The organism is Dyadobacter psychrotolerans, from assembly GCF_004349265.1.
Taxonomy (GTDB): domain Bacteria; phylum Bacteroidota; class Bacteroidia; order Cytophagales; family Spirosomataceae; genus Dyadobacter; species Dyadobacter psychrotolerans.
In genome coordinates this window covers 402,715-420,382 of sequence record NZ_SMFL01000003.1, presented here as the reverse complement: position 1 = coordinate 420,382, position 17,668 = coordinate 402,715, and the positions used below count along the sequence as shown (strand labels likewise).

The window sequence follows — 17,668 nt, the reverse complement described above, 5'->3', positions numbered from 1 at the left end:
AATTATGAAACTTCAGGAATTAAATCTTGCTGAAATGAGAGAGATCAATGGTGGTCTTTTGGGCCTGGGAAACAATGATTCGCAATCCTCCGGAGGATTATTTGGCGGACTTGGTATAAACTTTAGCCATGAATCAGTAGACGACGACGGATCATCTGAGAAAACAAGTTTCGGTTTGAATCTGGATTTGGGAGGAATATTTAACTCACTATCTAATTAATATTGAGTAGGCTATAAGAAGCGGAGATATCAGTTTCGATATCTCCGCTTTGTTGTTTTAAACGGATTTAATCCTCGCGTGAGTACGCTCAATCAGCAGCTTTAGATCAATCTAAATACTCCTTAAGGTTGTAATATATTCCCTAATTGTTTAATTCAAATATTTGATAATCAGTGTGTTGGTATAATAATTGCTAACGTATAGGTATTTACTCTTTTGTCAGGATATATGGAAAACCAAGACGTTAATTCTAATAAAATTTTCCCTCCGGAGATTCTGGAATACACATCTGATTATCACTTTCATCAGCACAATACCCGCTCGCAACTGGTGTATCAGATGCTGATGCTTATCACCATCATATCTTTCATTTCCCTGTTCGTGATTGCGGTTGATGTCAGTGTTCGCAGCACCGGAATTATCCGTTCAACCGATGACAGAAATGAGATTAAAGCACTTGTAAGCGGGCGGCTTGATTCTGTTTTTGTTTCAGAAAATCAGCGGGTTGTAAAGGGACAAACACTTTTAAAGATAGAGGCGGAAATTCTTAAAGAACAAAATCAGCTTGTGAGAGCACAAAAGGGAGACTACGAAAATCAGATCGACGATTTAAATACTTTGCTTCACCTAAGCCGCACAAACAACTGGAGTAAAAAGCCGGGATTGGTAAGTGGTTTGTACAAACAAGACTTCGCACTTTTCTGGCAAAAAATTTCAGATGCTAAAACAACACTTCTCACCATTGAAAAGGATTTTGCCAGAAGTAAAACACTGCATAATGTAAAAGCGATCTCTGAAGCAGAATTCGACAGGGCAGTTCTTCAGCACAGTTCTGCAAATAACAGGATTAAAACCATCATGGAGGAAGAGGAGGCAAGATGGGAAGCCGAATTGACCCAGTTACAGATGAAAACACGCGAGTTGAATTCTCAGGATAAACAGTATCTAAGAGAAAAAGACTTTTACGTCGTTAAAGCGCCTATTTCCGGTACTGTGCAGCAATTGAAAGGTCTACAACCAGGCAGTATCGTAACTTCTAACGAATTTCTTGCGGAGATCTCTCCCGATGAAGCAATGGTGGCTGAGATGTATGTAATGCCAAAAGACATCGGACTAATCCGGCCCGGAACGATTACCAGGTTACAGGTTGATGCATATAACTACAATCAGTGGGGATTGGTAACCGGCAAAGTGATTTCAATATCCAATGATGTATATACAGATGGGAAAACGCTTCCTTATTTTAAAGTTCGCTGCCAGCTTGACAAAAATTCTCTGAAACTTCCCAACGGCTATGAGGGCAAACTGAAAAAAGGGATGACTCTTCAAGCCAGGTTTTTAGTTACTGAACGCACCTTATTTCAACTATTGTACGACAAAGCCGATGACTGGCTGAATCCAAATTTAATTGCAACAGCTGAAACCCCGCCCTTAAATTAAACGTAATGGACAAACTCTCTCTTAGTCGTATATGGACCAGGGTTAAAGGCCTGACCAATTCTTTTTCGGAGAAAATTCCGTTTTTAAGTACAAAAAACAGGCTTAGAAATGTGATTATAAAGCAACACGATTTGACGGATTGCGGTGCGACCTGTCTTGCTTCCATATCTGCTTATTACAAACTTACCATACCGGTGGCCCGCATCAGGCAGTATGCTTCAACCGATAAGAAGGGTACAAATGTGCTGGGTCTGATTGAAGCAGCGACCAAACTTGGTTTTAATTCAAAAGGTGTCAAAGCTGATTTTGAACAGCTGCCACATGTGCCGGTTCCCGTAATCGCCCACGTAATCATCAACAAAATCCTGCATCATTATGTAGTGGTCTATAACGTTACCGATACGATTGTTGAGGTAATGGATCCTGCGCGCGGCGAAATGATGAGCCTTACTTATGACCAGTTTAAAAGCATCTGGACGGGAGTGCTTGTTTTGGTTCAGCCGGGGGATTCATTTATAGAGGGAAATGAAAAAATATCTGTTAACAAGCGTTTCTGGTATCTGCTGAAACCACATCGTTCTACCTTGTTACAGGTTCTTTTGGGGGCAATAATTTATACATTGCTCGGTCTTTCCACATCAATTTTCCTGCAAAAAATAGTCGATAATGTGCTGCCGGAAGGAAACAAAAATCTGCTCAATCTGATGGGTGTGATTATGATCGGTATTCTGTTTTTCAGGGTAGTGATCAATCATGCTAAAAGTTTACTCACCATTAAAACAGGGCAACAGATTGACGCAAGGCTTATTTTGGGTTATTACAAACATTTGCTAAGGCTTCCCCAGCAATTCTTTGATAACATGCGTGTTGGAGAAATCATTTCGCGGATCAATGATGCTGTAAAAATCAGGGTTTTTATAAATGATGTTTTGATCGGCTTTGCAGTCAATATGTTCATCCTGGTTTTTTCCTTTATCATGATGTTTACGTACTACTGGAAACTGGCGCTGATCATGATGTGCGTGGTTCCGTTGTATGCGATCATCTATTATTTTTCCAACAAAGTAAACAAAACGACACAGCGGAAACTGATGGAAAGTTCTGCCGAGCTGGAAGCGCAGCTGGTAGAATCGATCAATTCTGTAAGTACTATTAAACGTTTTGGGTTGGAAGATTTTACCAACATGCGAACTGAAACAAGGTTTGTTGGTATGCTAAAGTCTGTTTATGAGTCGAATACAAATGCACTCTGGATTGGAGATTTTAGCGGGTTTGTGGCCAATGTTTTTACCATTATACTTCTTTGGGCAGGTTCGCTTTTCGTGCTTAATGGAATTATAACACCTGGTGAACTTTTGTCATTTTATGCAATCATCGGCTACTTTACAGGCCCGGTTTCAAGTTTGATCGGTATGAACAAAACTATCCAGGACGCTTCTATTGCCGCGGATCGTTTGTTTGAGATTATGGATATTGAAAGGGAATCACTTGAAAATAAGGCTGTGCTGACACCGGATATGATCGGTGATATTCAGTTTAGAAATGTTCATTTCCGTTATGGGACACGCGTTACAGTTTTTGAAGGTCTGGACTTACTGATACCGAAAGGCAAAATTACCGCTGTGGTTGGTGAGAGCGGATCGGGAAAAACGACATTGCTTTCACTACTGCAAAACATTTATCCGATTGAAGGAGGAAACATACAGCTTGGTGGATTTGATATTAAATACCTGACCAATGACAGTCTTCGCCAGATGGTGAGCGCCGTTCCTCAGGATGTTCATCTTTTTGCCGGAAACGTGATCAATAATATCGCGGTCGGCGAATTTGAACCGGATATGAAAAAGATCGTCGCCATTTGTCAGGATTTGGATATTATGAAGTTCATCGAAAATTTGCCTAATGGATTTAATACATACATTGGTGAAAATGGTACCAGTTTATCAGGCGGGCAGCGACAGCGCCTGGCTATTGCAAGAGCACTTTACCGGGATCCGGAAATTCTGATTCTTGATGAAGCTACTTCTGCTCTGGATTCCAAATCGGAACAGCATATTCAGCTGGCCGTGCAGTCGCTCCGGAAGAAAAATAAGACGATTATTATTATTGCGCACAGACTAAGTACGGTCATGAACGCGGACAAAATCATTGTTTTGGAGCAAGGCAAATTAATCGAAGAAGGCAGCCACAAAAAGCTGTTGACCAAAAAGGGCAAGTACTACGACATGTGGAAACAGCAGTTTCCTATCCTCGAAAGTGTGAACTGATTTTATCTGTTTTGATATTTCAAAATGAATTCCCGGCTGAAATAACCGGGAATTTTTTAGTAATTAGGCTTTCTGTTTTACAAATCGAATTTGAAATGATCAACCGGTTATACGATACTTCCCTTGGATTGCTTACCGACCTTTACCAGCTTACGATGGCTTATGGTTACTGGAAGTCAGGAAAAGCTGAACAGGAGGCAGTTTTTAATTTATATTTCAGAAAACATCCGTTTCAGGGTGGATTTACAATCGCCTGCGGACTAAGCAGCGTGATTGATTATCTCAACGAATATCGTTTTGATGAAGCGGATCTGGAATATGTTGGTTCGCTGACGGGCAGCGATGGAGAAAAGTTGTTTGAGCCCGGATTTTTAGATTACCTGCGTACCATGGAACTGCAATGCAGCGTGGATGCGGTGCCCGAAGGAACGGTTGTGTTTCCAAATGAACCTTTGCTAAGAGTACAAGGGCCGATTTTACAATGTCAGTTACTCGAAACACCATTACTGAATCTGATAAACTTTCAGTCTTTGGTAGCAACAAAGGCAGCCAGAATGCGGTTGGTTGCCAAGGATGATTCCCTGCTTGAATTTGGTTTACGAAGGGCACAAGGACCCGATGGAGGAATGACCGCCAGTCGGGCTGCCTACATTGGCGGGTTTGACGCAACTTCCAACGTGCTGGCTGGTAAACTTTACGGGATTCCGGTAAAAGGAACGCATGCGCATAGCTGGGTCATGTCGTTCGACACCGAGCTGGAATCATTCAAAACTTATGCGAAATACATGCCCAATAACGTGACATTACTTGTTGATACGTACGACTCGCTTAAAGGGGTTCAGCATGCTATTACAGTTGGACAACAACTTCGTGAACGCGGATTTGACCTTGGCGCCATTCGTCTCGATTCAGGTGATCTGGCATATTTAAGTATTGAAGCAAGAAAGCTTTTGAATGAAGCCGGATTTGAAAAAACGAGTATTGTTGCCAGTAATGATCTGGATGAGTACATTATGGACAGTCTTAAAATTCAGGGAGCAAAAATCAATATCTGGGGAATAGGTACCAAGCTGGTAACTGCTTATGACCAGCCTGCGTTGGGAGGAGTTTTCAAATTGGCTGCTATAAAAAATGAAGTAGGAGAGTGGGATTATAAGCTAAAACTATCGGAACAGGCGATCAAGGTATCAACGCCCGGGATTCAGCAGGTCAGGAGGTTTAAAGATGCAAAGGGCTTTATTTCTGACATGATTTTCAATATGGAAACGCCGGTCATCGGCAAGGCTACCATGGTTGACCCGTATGATTTTACCAAAAACCGGTCATTTTCGGATAATACAATGTATGAAGATTTGCTTGTACCGGTTTTTGCGAAAGGTGCTTTGGTTTATACCTTGCCTTCTATTCATGAAACCAGGAAGCGTGTTCAGGAACAATTATCTCATTTTCACAACGGTATAAAGCGTTTCGTAAATCCGCATACTTACCCGGTGGGATTGGAAAAAGGATTGTTTGACATGAAGACAGATCTGATCGTAAAGTTAAGGGCTGCGAAATAGGTAGAAAGATGTTATCGTATCAAAATCATACAAATAATGGAAGTACCTCAACCGAACGTTGAAATTCTAAAGGAGTTGGTCAAGTATCGGATGCCTTTTGGAAAATACAAAGATTGGCTCATCACCGATTTGCCGGTATCCTATCTTGAATGGTTTGAACGTGAGGGATTTCCTGCCGGTAAACTGGGAATGATGCTGAGCACCATGTACGAGATCAGGTTAAATGACCTGATGTTTTTGATTGACGGGTTGAAGAAGCTGTATGGAGGTGGGCGTTAGCTGTAAGTTTCTTTGGCTAAAGCCGGTTACGCGTTAAGGTATTAATAACCCCAGGCTCAAGCCTGGGGTTATTTGGATGACGTGCGTTAGTTGTAACTTACTTTGGCTAAAGCCGATTATGCTGTGAGGTTTTAGGGACCCAGGCTGAAGCCTGGGGTTATTGACAGTATAGCAGTCTCGCCGGATTCTGGCTTTGGGAAGAAGTTATAAGTTATCTCGTGCCTCCAAGCCTGAGATTTGGACAGCACAAAGAGCTAAGTCCCTGGGTAGAATACACCTAACCCCAGGCTTGAGCCTGGGGAATAGCAGAAGTTCTTGAAGTTTCCGGGCTTTAGCCCAAGTGATTCCAGCAAAGTTTTTTACACACAAACAGAAACGAGAAATAAAACGCAAAGTCTAACATTAAATTGACTTTCGATTTAATGTAAAACACTTTGTAAATGGCCTATCTGAAAATCTGGATACATGCTGTATGGGGAACCAAAAACAGACAACCAATCCTAAAACCGCCAATCTTAAATACCATCTGTACGCATATAGCAGGTAATGCAAAGGATAAAGGGATTTATATCGACAGAATCAATGGCCATGATGATCACGTTCATGTATTGATGTTATTAAAGGCAGATTTGAGTATTGCCAAACAAATACAACTTCTTAAAGGCGAAAGCGCTTATTGGGCAAACAAGAACAATCTAATAAATGGTGTTTTTGAGTGGAGTGCCCAATATTTCGCAGCATCTGTTAGTAATGACAAAGTAAATCTGGTCAGAAACTATATAGACAGACAGCAGACACACCATCAACGGAGAACGTTTCAGGAAGAGTATCAGATTTTTCTTAAAGGAATTGGATACATAGAAGGAGACTTTAGCTAAAGCCATCTACTGTTTATGGCGACGTTTATACCCCGTGCTCGAGCCTGGGGTTAGTAACTTGCCTGGTAAAGTTCTTGCTGGATAAGGATTTGAGTTAGCTCTAAATTACTTTGGCTAAGGCCGGTTATGCGTTGAGGAATTAATAACCCCAGGCTTAGCCTGGGGTCTCAGGGCTTTAGCGCAAGCCGCTACTTCTTCTCAGGCATCAATACAACTTTAATGAAGTTGTCATCATTAAAATAGGTGTTTGCTGCTGCTTTGGTACTTTCAGTTGTGATTGATTTTAATAATTTTTCCTGTTGGAAAACTTCATCAAGATCATCACCCAAATAGGTATTATTATCCAGGTAGTTCAGCCAAAAACCGTTTGTTTTGAGCGATGTTTCCATTTTACGGTTCGTTTCGGCAACAAACTTGTCAATGTCTTTTGAGTCGGCGCCCTTCTGTTTGATTTTTGTAATTTCTTCCTGAGTTCGTTTAATCAGTTTATCGACATTTTCCGGAGCGCATCCAAAGCCGATACTGTAACGATAATGTCCGGTTGGGAACTTCTCGGTACTTTCGGAAACACTTACGCCATACACACCGCTTTCTTCTTCACGAAGTGCTTCGATCAGTTTAATCTGCAACACTTCCTGCAAGGCCTCGATCTGAATATTGTTTTCAGGGCTATAAGTGTATTCACCACTGGAAATTAATGAAACCCGGCTTTTTGGTTCAAGTCCTTTGTAAACCGTTTTTTCGATGCGGCCTTTTGGAGGGAAAATATTTGGATGTTTGAAGGTATCATCACGATCTGTTGATGGAAGTGAACCCAGGTATTTTTCAAGCAAAGGTTTTATTTCATCAATTTTAAATGCCCCAACAAAAGTAAAAACGAAATCAGAAGCATCGGAGAAACGGTCTTTGTACATCGTCAGCGCACGATCAAGATTTACTTTGTCAATGCTTTCAGGTGTTAGCGGACGGCGGTCAGGATTGTAGTTGCTTAGTACCGCGCTCAGCGTATCCGAAAAAACTTTTTCAGGCGTAAGCGTCTTTTTCATATTTTCAAGATATGACTTCTGGTTAGCCAACATTCCCGCAACGACTTCTGCATCTTTTCTTGGTGCCGTAAAATAAGCGTATATTAACTGTAAGGTTGTTTCCAGATCTTTGGGATTGGTACTTCCACCTACACCCTCAGTAAGTTCACCAACGAATGGTCCTCCATTGACTGTTTTGCCTGCCAGGAATTTTTGCAGCTGAGTCTGATTGTAAGGTCCGACACCGCCAGACTGGATCATATAACTGGTAAACATTCCCGTTTCACGCTCGCCCGGGAAAAGTGAATATCCACCTTTTCCGGTTGCTTTCAGGAGGATCTCATCATTTTTAAAATCTGTTGGTTTAAGCATTACTTTCACCCCATTTGATAAAACAAGTTCAGTCATATCCAGCTTTGGGAATGCTTTTTCACTTACCACTTTGCCGGCTTTTGGCTCAGCAGAAAGTAATGGAGAATCCAGTACATCATCCACATAAGCAGTTACGTTTTTTCCTGTTCCTGCCAAAAGAGAACGAATCTTCGCTTCGGTTAGCAAAGCATCCTTACTTTTTTCAGGACCCATTAAAACCACCGAGATATTTTTATCCGTGATGTATTTTTTCGCAAGCGCATTAACCTCATTCAGAGAAACACCATCCAGATTTTTTTTAACCAGACTGTAGTACTCTTCAATACCCATAAATGCTTCATCATGAAGAAAGTGGCCTAAATATTCCTGAACGTACTCGGCGGATTTTGTTTTATTTTTTTCTTTATAATCCTGCTCAATCGAATTCAAAAAATCCTTTTTGGCACGGTCAAGTTCCGGTGCTGTAAATCCGAATTTTTGCACTCTTGCATTTTCTTCAAGTACTGCTGTCAGAGCCGTTTCCATGGAAGCTGCATCCTTAGCAAGCGCCACAGAAGTGTACGCATCCAGATTGCCCAGGAAGTCGCCATACTGACTTCCGCCATACAAAAACGGAGGGTTGGCTTTTTGCGTAAGTTCCTGCATACGCTGTCCCATCATGGCGTTGTAAAGGTCTTGTGCCATGTTGTTTCTGACATCAAGTAAGGTTTTTTCTTTTGTTTCAGGCTGTTTGTAAATTACCTGAATCAGGTTTTGGGGATATTCAGGATCCGTTACGATAGCCACATTAGTAGCTCCGTCAAGTGGAATCGTATATTCTGTGCGTTTTTTAGGCTTTACAGGAACCGGTATAGAACTGAATTTTTGAATGATCGTCGCTTCCACTTTTGCAGGATCAAAATCTCCGACAGCAATAACCGCCATCAGATCCGGGCGGTACCAGTCTTTGTAAAACGCCTTGATCGTTTCCGGTTTGAAGGCTTTTAAAATACTATCCTTTCCAATCGGCAAACGTTCGGCATAACGGGAGTTGTTCAGGATCATTTTGAAATATTTGTCACGCATACGCTGCTGTGCACCGCGTCCCATCCGTGATTCTTCTAAAACAACACCTCTTTCTTTTTCAATCTCGGATGGATCAAGCAAAGCTCCGTGGGCCCAGTCTTCCAATACCTGAAGCCCTCTATCGAGCAGGCCTGCGGAATCGGTTGGGATGGGCAGCATATAAACTGTTTCATCAAAACTGGTATAGGCATTTAAATCCGCACCAAAACGAACACCGGTTTTCTGAAGAAAATTTACAAGTTCGTTTTTAGGAAAATTGGTGGTGCCGTTAAAATTCATGTGCTCCATAAAGTGAGCAAGTCCCTGCTGAGCATCCGTTTCCAGTAAAGACCCGGCCTTTACCGCCAGCCTTAATTCAGCCCGGTTTTTTGGCTCAACATTTTTTCTGATATAATAGCTAATTCCATTTTTCAATTTTCCGATCTTAACATCCGGGTCAAGCGGAATTTTTTTAGATAAATCCTGTGCAGAGGCGGAGAGTAAAGTGCCCAATCCAATGGCGCACCATGATAAAAATACCTTTCTCATTATTGTTAGTTTTTGATAAAATGTATTAAAAACGAAAGATATAGTTAAAGAATGCGATTGTCAAAAAGATGACTAAAATGTTTAATAGAATTCCGGTTACCAGAAGTCGGCTTTTCGGGAAGGAATAATGATTTGAAGTGTTTTTGCTAAATTCATTACTGTCGTTTGAAGAACCTAAACCTACTCACGGGCATTCAATTCTTTTAAAAAGAAAACCTTTCCTGAATCTTAATTTGGTGCGGTCCTTAAAAGTTACAGATCCTGCTTTTTCTTCGGTTTCTCCAAAACCTTCCAGCCAATTGTTTTTTGTTTTAATCATTACAATTTCCCGAACAGATTCCACCCCTTCCGAAACAAAGGTATAATTTGCCAAAAGCGTATCTCCCGCAACTTTCCCCCGTAAATATCCGTCGTTGCTGTCCTTTTCAAAAAGCAGATATTCAAGGGTTCCCGTAACGATTCCATCTGTGATGTTAAGACGCATAAAGGCGGTATCCTTTTTTGTCTGATAAGCATAACATTCATAAGTTTCATAATCACTTACAAGTTTATCGGCCTTTGTCGTTTTGCTGTATGTTATTTCCTGTCCGCCGGTTTTTCGAAGTACCATAATACTATCGTTCACAGCGACAATTTTTAAGGTATCGGTGAAATTGTTGTCTGATTCATCCGGTGTGCTTTTTCCAAATAAAATAAGTCTGTTACCTTGTTTTTCCCACTTCTGAAAAATGGTATCACCCATATTGACCGCAGATGCGGTGCCTTCATCTTTCAAAATAAAACCATGTTTATGTTGAGGCTGTCCGTTCATGTCGGTAACCCAGCTTCCTGTTATTGAGCCGGATTCTTTGGTGCAGGAAATACATAAACCGATTAGTACCAGGGAAAAAAAGGACTTCATTTTCATGCAGAAACAGAATTGCGTTCAAAGACCAAAAAGAGGTTTGGTCGTAAATTATATTTGAAGAACGCGAAATCTTTTTATGAATTATAGTGCTGCACAAGAATCGCTTTCAGTTTACTAAAATCGCTCAGCCGAATCCATCCTGATCATCTCCGTTACTTCCACAGTCAAAAAGCCGAATTCTTCCATTACTGTTCCCACGATTTTATAGACACCTTTTCCTGAAAAACGATATTTTGCTGCAACTGGCGGAAAATGAACGGTATCAATAAATTGACCTTCTTCATCCAGAAAAGTACCAAAATACATGGTTTCTCCTTTTGAAGTTCTTGTGGTTTTTGTAGCTACCAGATAACCATACTGTATCACATCCTGATCGATGAAATGATGCAGGTCTTTTGACATAACACTCTTGGGTAAGCCATATTTTACCAGGTCAAACGGACTGCAAAGCGGGAAACCAAGTAACTCGATCTGATCATAAGCATCATCAATCGGTGAAGTGTCAAAAACCGGCAGTTCGAAGTCTTTTACCTCAGAATGAAATAATTGTTTCTGTGGAACTTTGGGTGTTTTATTAATCCAAAAGTGTGCTTTCCATAGCAGAGTTTTTTTATCGGTTCCTGTAAACTGAAATGCGCCAATACGAATCAGGATGGTAAGCTGTTCAATAGAAATAGCTATGCGTTCGAGGAAATTTTTCAGAGATGTAAATATGCCGTCCTGCTGTCTGGCTTCAAGTATTTTGCCGATTGTTTTATCCTCGATTTCATTCAAAAACTGCATGCCGAGGTAAATGTCAGTTCCTTTGATAACCGTTTCGGCCTTGCTGTTGTTCACGCAGGGTGCAAGCACATTGGCACCCAGCATTCTGGCTTCATGGACGTATAACTCAGGTCCGTAAAAGCCACCGCCGTTATTTAAAACGGCAACCATGTATTCCAGCGGATAATATGCTTTCAAAAACAGGGTTTGATAACTTTCCACAGCATAAGATGCAGAATGTCCTTTTGCAAAAGCGTAACCTGCAAAACTGGCGATCTGCTCCCAAATGTCCTGGATCGTTTTCTCTTCGTATCCTTTGGCTTTGCAGTTGATAAAATACTTTCTTTTAACCCTTTCGAATTCGTCACGCCCGCGAAATTTTCCGCTCATCCCGCGGCGGATCACATCTGCTTCGCCCAGCGATAAACCGGCAAAGTAGTGGGCAACTTTGATTACGTCTTCCTGGTAGACCATGATTCCGTAAGTTTCCTTCATCAGATCGAGCAAAATGGGATGGGCGTCCTTTACCCTTTCCGGATTTTGGTGACGTAAAATGTATTCCCGCATCATTCCGCTTTTTGCCACACCGGGCCGGATGATCGAACTGGCCGCAACCAGACCCAGATAATTATCTACTTCCAGCTTTTTCAGCAGCATTCTCATGGCTGGAGACTCTACATAAAAACACCCGATACATTGTGCCTGTTTGATCAGATCATTGATTTTAGGGTCGGTTTTGAATTTTTTTACGTCATCGATATCAAATACAGGAGCGTCCGGACGGTTGTAACGAATGACATCCAGGGTCTCTTTAATTTTTGCCAAACCGCGTTGTCCAAGAATATCGTATTTATTAAGGCCAACATCCTCAGCAATAACCATGTCGAACTGTGTGGTAGGAAATCCTTTTGGAGGCAAATCGGTTGCCGAAAAATAATTGATAGGTTTGTCGGAAATAAGAATTCCGCCGGCATGGATACTCAGGTGATTGGGCTGATTGTTTTCCTGAAAATATCTGGCATAGTTAAGTACCAGACCTGAAAGCTTATCCAGCTTTTTAGGGTCATACTTCCCATCACTCAGTGCGTCAATTTCATAAGTGGGCAGACCAAATACTTTCCCAAGCTCACGTACAGCTGCACTGTGCTGAAATGTACTGTATGTTGCGAGCAATGCAGCCTGGCCGTTTTTACCATATTTATCAAAAATGTGTTTTGTAACATCTTCACGGTCGCGCCAAGAAAAATCGATGTCGAAATCAGGAGCATTTTTCCGGTGAAGGTTCATGAACCGTTCAAAATACAGGTCCAGCTCAATAGGATCAACATTGGTAATATTGAGCAGATATGCAATAATGCTGTTAGCTCCGCTTCCTCTTCCGACGTAATAATAACCTTTCTGTCTTGCAAAACTTACGATGTCATGATTTACCAGAAAAAAAGGTATAAAGTTCTGTTTTTCAATAAGATCGAGTTCCATGGAAATCCGGTCAAATATTTCGTCATTGACTGAGTCGCCGTAGCGGTACCCAATACCTTTATAGCTCAGTTGCCTGATTCGCTGATAGTCGTCTTCTTTACTTTCTCCAAAAATGCGCAGGTTCTGGTGTTGTTTATCATCTCCGAAACTAAAATGAATATGGCAGCTATTCATCAGCTTTTCGGTATTTGAAATGATAGGGTCAAAGTCTTTGAAATGATATTTCAAAATATTTAACGGTAATAACATTTCGTTTTCATCGGCCGTTTCAGCGGGAATCAGTTTGCTCAGCAGCGTATTTCCGTCAATGGATCTTAACAGTCGGTGTGCATTGAAGTCTTTTTTGTTTCGGAAAGTCAAAGGCTGCAAAATGACCAGTTTATCTTCATGTTTTGCCAAATGGGAAAACTGTATCCTGGTCAGGTCTTTCATTGCAATTCCAATATATTCATTTGGGAAAAAGGAAGTTTTCTGAGTTCTCAGCAATTGTTCAAACGGGTAAATGAAAATAGCGTTATCAAGCAAAGGTGCCTGATCGGAAAAGTCTTCTTTTGTGTGTAAGTGTTTTGATAAAAAACCATTTAATTCCTGAAATCCTGTGTTGTTTTTTGCAATGCCTACAAACTGCTGCTGATTCCCGTTACGAAAATCAATGCCGACGATGGGTTTGATATTATACTTCTGTGATTCGCGTATAAAGTTCAGGCAGCCGGATGTATTGTTAATATCGGTAAGCGCAATACAGCCATAGCCGTTTTCAAGCGCCATTTTCAAGAGCTGATCCTCCGGAATCATCCCGTAACGGAGGCTGAAAAAAGAGTGACAGTTGAGTAACATGATTTTGTATTTTGAAGTTAATCAGGCATTCCGATGTGCAGGAATAACCGGTGGTTCGCCGTTAAACGGATTTCCCATGCTGGCAATATTTGGAATTCCTATTGTGGTTCCCCAGCTCAGGATTGAGTTTCCGTTACGATCGGTTCCATACCGGTTTCGGATATAATCCATTGCCATGTACAGATTCAGTTTTTCTTCGGAATCATCAAAAAGATTGATTTGATAATTTCCAGTCACCAGATCACTGAAATTTACGCCAACCAGTCTCACCATCATACGGCGGTTGTGAAGCTGGTCAAAAAGCCTTTCAATTTGCGGAATGAGTATGTGATCTGCGGAAGTGTAAGGGATTTTAATTTGTTTTGAAAAGGTATTAAAATCGGAATACCGGATCTTGACAGAAACACAGGATGTTAATTTGTTTCCATTCCTGAGCTGATAAGCCAGATTTTCGCCCATAGCCCTTACCATTTCCCTCATTCTTTTTACGTCGCCGGTGTCTTTCCCGAAAGTCCGTTCATTGGAAATCGATTTGCGTTCGTGAAACGGAACGATTGGAGAGTCGTCACGCCCGTTTGCCCGGTTCCAGAGTGCTATACCGTTTTTGCCCAAAACCTTGCCCATCATTTCCATGGGCATATCCTGTATTGTTTTTACATATCTGATCCCCAGATTTTCAAGCAGCTGATTTGTTTTGTCGCCTACCATCGGGATTTTCTGAATCCGCATCGGAGCTAAAAAAACCTTTTCATCGCCCTGATTGATCCTCTTTTCATTATCCGGCTTTGCTACGCCTGTGGCCACTTTTGAAACCAGTTTGTTAGCAGAAAGCCCGAATGAAATGGGTAGCCCGCTCTCACGTTTGATCCGTTGCCTGAGTTCAGAAGCCATTTGATGGCAGCTGAAAAATCGATCCATTCCCGACAGATCCGCATAAAATTCGTCGATGCTGGCCTTTTCGAAAACAGGGACAGTTTGTCTGATAATTTCCGTTACAATTTTTGACTCGTTCGAGTAGGTGCCGGCATCTCCGCGGATAACCGTGGCTTCCGGGCAAAGATTTCTGGCCATTTTCATGGGCATGCCCGAATGTATCCCAAATGCGCGTGTTTCGTAACTGCATGCTGCCACCACGCCGCGGTCGCCTATTCCGCCTACCAGAACAGGTTTGTTGTTCAGACGGTCGTCGTTTTTCCTTTCAACAGATACAAAAAATGTATCCAGGTCCATGTGTAATATCGTGCGGTCCATATTGGTTTGGAATTTTTACAAATTTATGGATTATTTCCAAATATATGGAAATGATCCGGATTTGAGAAAGGAAATATTCCAAATTATTTTTATCTTTGAGATTATTAATGAGTTAGGTCCATCGATCAGAAAGTATGACAATCGAAGAAGAATTCAGGCGGTTTAAACAGATACGCGAAGAATTGAAGCTGACGCAGGCAACCTTTGCGGAAGAACTTGGGATAGGTGCCACTACGGCAGACATTGAAAGAGGTCGTACACGTATTCCGGGTTATGCAGTGAAGGAGCTTTTGAAAAAATATCATATTAACCCACTCTGGCTTTTCGGAGAAAGCGGCCAGAAATATCTTAGGGCTGAAGAAGTATCAATGAGCCCGAAAGTGATCACAGTAAATAGCGAAGGCAAAGAAAATATTGTGATGGTGAATGCGAAAGCGGCAGCCGGTTATCCGCTGAACATCGGTGATACGCAATGGTTTGAAAGTCTGCCCGCATTCAGTATTCCGCTCCCCGAATATCGGAACGCAAGTTTTCGCGGTTTTCAGGTGGATGGTGAAAGTATGTTGCCTGTGCTGCATTCCGGAGAGTGGATTGTGGGAAGGGCTGTGGATGACTGGGATAATTTAAGCGCCAGCCGAATGTACGTGGTTGTTACGGCCGACAGTATCCTCGTTAAAAAAATACATAAGGATAGCGGAAGCACTTACATCAGTCTGATTTCTATTAATCCGGAATATAGCCCGATTCGTATCGATCGCAGTGAAATAAGGGAGCTTTGGCAGGTAAACAGCAAGCTTAGCTTTGACCTGGAAGCTGATTTTCAAAATGTAAGTTTGTACAGCCTTCAGCAGGAAATGAAGGAATTGAAGGAAGAAGTCAGGAGAATTGTAAAATGATTAGACCTCTTCGGATACCAACTGCTTCTCATACAATTCTTTATAGGCTCCGTTTTTAGCCATAAGCTCTGGATGCGTTCCCTGTTCAACAATTTTACCATCGTCTAAAACCACAATACGGTCTGCCAGTTTTGCAGAGGAAACCCGGTGAGAAATAATGACCGAAGTCCGCTGGTCCATAATCCTTTTCAGGTTGTTTAGGATTATGTTTTCAGTATTGGTATCAACCGCAGACAGGCAGTCATCCAAAATCAGGATTTTCGGGTCGCGTGCAATGGCTCTTGAAATCGAAAGTCGCTGTTTTTGCCCGCCGGACAAAGTAATGCCACGTTCTCCAAGCATGGTTTCGTAGCCGAGCGGAAAGTCTTTTATATTGTTATACAAATCGGCATCTTTCACCGCTTGTTCAATTCTGCTGAACTGCATGTTTTCTGAACCGAAACGCACATTGTTTTCGATCGAATCGGAAAACAGGAAAACATCCTGCGGAACGTAACCGATTTGGCGGCGATATGCATGCACATCGTAATCTTTTAACGGAATGTTGTCGATCAGAATCTCTCCTTCCGTAGGATCATACAAACGGCAAAGCAAATGTGCAAGCGTACTTTTTCCCGAGCCGGTTGTTCCCAGAATGGCAACTGTCTCTCCCTGTTTAATATTCAGGTCAAAACTTTCTAATGCCTGAATGCCCGAGTCCGGGTAATTAAAACCGACATTTCTAAAAGTAATGCTGCCTTCCAAAGCATGAATGACATTTTTATCCGAAATAAGCGTCGTCTTTTCATTCAGAAATTCATTGATACGTTGTTGCGAAGAAGCCGCCCGCTGAATCTGACTGGTTGTCCACCCGAGCGCCATTACGGGCCAGGTTAGCATGTTCACGTACAAAATAAATTCGGTGATATTCCCCGGCGTAAGGTTACCGTTAATGATCTCTTTTCCTCCGACATAAATAATCAGAATGTTACTTAGCCCGATTAACAGCAGAATAATAGGGTAAAAAAATGAATCAACTTTGGTCAATCCGAGCGACTTATTTTTAAAGTCTTCAGCTTCCTTTTGAAAATTTGAGAAAGAATGATCTTCCTGCACAAACGACTTGATAACCCTGATACCGGAAAATGCTTCCTGCACAAAAGTGGATAACCCGGATAATTGCTTTTGTATTTCCTGCGACCGTTTCATGATCATGCTGTTGACCACGTAGACGCTGATCGATAAAAGCGGTAACGGCAAAAGGACATAAAACGTAAGCTTCATGTTCACCGAAAGCATGTAAGAAATAACCAGAAAAAACAGCACAATCAGGTTGATTCCGTACATCAGCGCCGGACCAACGTAAATCCTGACGTTACTGACATCTTCCGAAATTCGGGCCATCAGATCACCTGTGTTGTGGCTTCTGAAAAAGCTCGTTGGCAGTGTCTGGTAATGCTTGTAGACATCATTTTTAAGATCAAATTCGATGTGCCGCGACATGACAATGATCGTCTGCCGAACCAGAAAAAGGAATATTCCCTTAAGCAGGGCCATTGCCAGAATCAGTAGCCCATAAAGCAAAATGCTGAACGCAAAAATGTCGTACATTTTGCTTTGGAGTGCTGAACCGCCGAATAAGTTATAAATATCGAGCGTTTCAATCACCAAATCGAGGGCATAACGTACCAGCTGTGCAGGAAGAATGCCGAAAAGGTTAGAAACGATCGTAAAGATGGTTCCCAGGATTAGGTACCATTTATATTTCCACAAGTACTGGTTGAGGTACTTTAATGCTTTCACTTGATATAGAATTAGAAACGAAGCCTTGTGAGACAAGGTAGTTTAATAAGGAAAATCGGAGCTAAAATGTTCAATGTCCGGAATGTCATGTGCAATTTTCAACAAAGTTAAATAATTTGTC

At 41.7% G+C, this 17,668-nt stretch carries 12 protein-coding genes; 7 read left to right on the top strand and 5 right to left on the bottom strand.

Annotation, left to right across the window (positions count from 1 at the left end):
- Positions 1 to 4: 4 nt before the first annotated feature.
- The 6 genes from E0F88_RS09550 (at position 5) to tnpA (ending at position 6,643) form a co-directional block, all read left to right on the top strand.
- The gene (locus E0F88_RS09550) at positions 5 to 220 is read left to right on the top strand and encodes a hypothetical protein (RefSeq protein WP_131958006.1); all 216 of its coding nucleotides are present in this window, start codon (positions 5 to 7) and stop codon (positions 218 to 220) included.
- Between the two features lie 228 nt (positions 221 to 448).
- Positions 449 to 1,660: an HlyD family secretion protein gene (locus E0F88_RS09545; RefSeq protein WP_131958005.1), complete on the top strand. Its 1,212-nt coding sequence runs from the start codon at positions 449 to 451 to the stop codon at positions 1,658 to 1,660.
- Between the two features lie 5 nt (positions 1,661 to 1,665).
- On the top strand, positions 1,666 to 3,927 hold the full coding sequence (locus E0F88_RS09540; RefSeq protein ID WP_131958004.1) for a peptidase domain-containing ABC transporter: 2,262 nt from the start codon (positions 1,666 to 1,668) through the stop codon (positions 3,925 to 3,927).
- Between the two features lie 95 nt (positions 3,928 to 4,022).
- Positions 4,023 to 5,486, top strand: coding sequence for a nicotinate phosphoribosyltransferase (locus E0F88_RS09535; protein ID WP_131958003.1), 1,464 nt, complete (start codon positions 4,023 to 4,025; stop codon positions 5,484 to 5,486).
- A 36-nt stretch (positions 5,487 to 5,522) separates the two neighbouring features.
- Positions 5,523 to 5,765, top strand: a complete 243-nt coding sequence (locus E0F88_RS09530; RefSeq protein WP_131958002.1) for a DUF3820 family protein — start codon at positions 5,523 to 5,525, stop codon at positions 5,763 to 5,765.
- A gap of 440 nt (positions 5,766 to 6,205) precedes the next feature.
- The gene (tnpA, locus tag E0F88_RS09525; RefSeq protein ID WP_131958001.1) at positions 6,206 to 6,643 is read left to right on the top strand and encodes an IS200/IS605 family transposase; all 438 of its coding nucleotides are present in this window, start codon (positions 6,206 to 6,208) and stop codon (positions 6,641 to 6,643) included.
- A 188-nt stretch (positions 6,644 to 6,831) separates the two neighbouring features.
- On the opposite strand, the gene E0F88_RS09520 is transcribed toward tnpA, so the two are convergent.
- The 4 genes from E0F88_RS09520 to dinB form a co-directional block, all read right to left on the bottom strand.
- A complete protein-coding gene (locus tag E0F88_RS09520) occupies positions 6,832 to 9,633 on the bottom strand; it encodes a M16 family metallopeptidase (RefSeq protein WP_131958000.1) in 2,802 nt (933 codons plus the stop codon).
- 184 nt (positions 9,634 to 9,817) lie between these two features.
- A complete protein-coding gene (locus E0F88_RS09515) occupies positions 9,818 to 10,540 on the bottom strand; it encodes a lipocalin family protein (protein WP_131957999.1) in 723 nt (240 codons plus the stop codon).
- A gap of 114 nt (positions 10,541 to 10,654) precedes the next feature.
- The gene (locus tag E0F88_RS09510; RefSeq protein WP_131957998.1) at positions 10,655 to 13,618 is read right to left on the bottom strand and encodes a DNA polymerase III subunit alpha; all 2,964 of its coding nucleotides are present in this window, start codon (positions 13,616 to 13,618) and stop codon (positions 10,655 to 10,657) included.
- A 21-nt stretch (positions 13,619 to 13,639) separates the two neighbouring features.
- Positions 13,640 to 14,869 (bottom strand): DNA polymerase IV, encoded by a 1,230-nt coding sequence (dinB, locus tag E0F88_RS09505; protein ID WP_131957997.1) that lies wholly within the window; start codon positions 14,867 to 14,869, stop codon positions 13,640 to 13,642.
- A 134-nt stretch (positions 14,870 to 15,003) separates the two neighbouring features.
- Between dinB and E0F88_RS09500 the strand changes: the two genes are divergently transcribed.
- Positions 15,004 to 15,765 carry a S24 family peptidase gene (locus E0F88_RS09500; RefSeq protein WP_131957996.1) on the top strand — a complete coding sequence of 254 codons (762 nt, stop codon included), beginning with the start codon at positions 15,004 to 15,006 and terminating at the stop codon, positions 15,763 to 15,765.
- Here E0F88_RS09500 and E0F88_RS09495 read toward each other — a convergent pair whose 3' ends face one another.
- A complete protein-coding gene (locus tag E0F88_RS09495; protein ID WP_131957995.1) occupies positions 15,766 to 17,547 on the bottom strand; it encodes an ABC transporter ATP-binding protein in 1,782 nt (593 codons plus the stop codon).
- Positions 17,548 to 17,668: the final 121 nt, after the last annotated feature.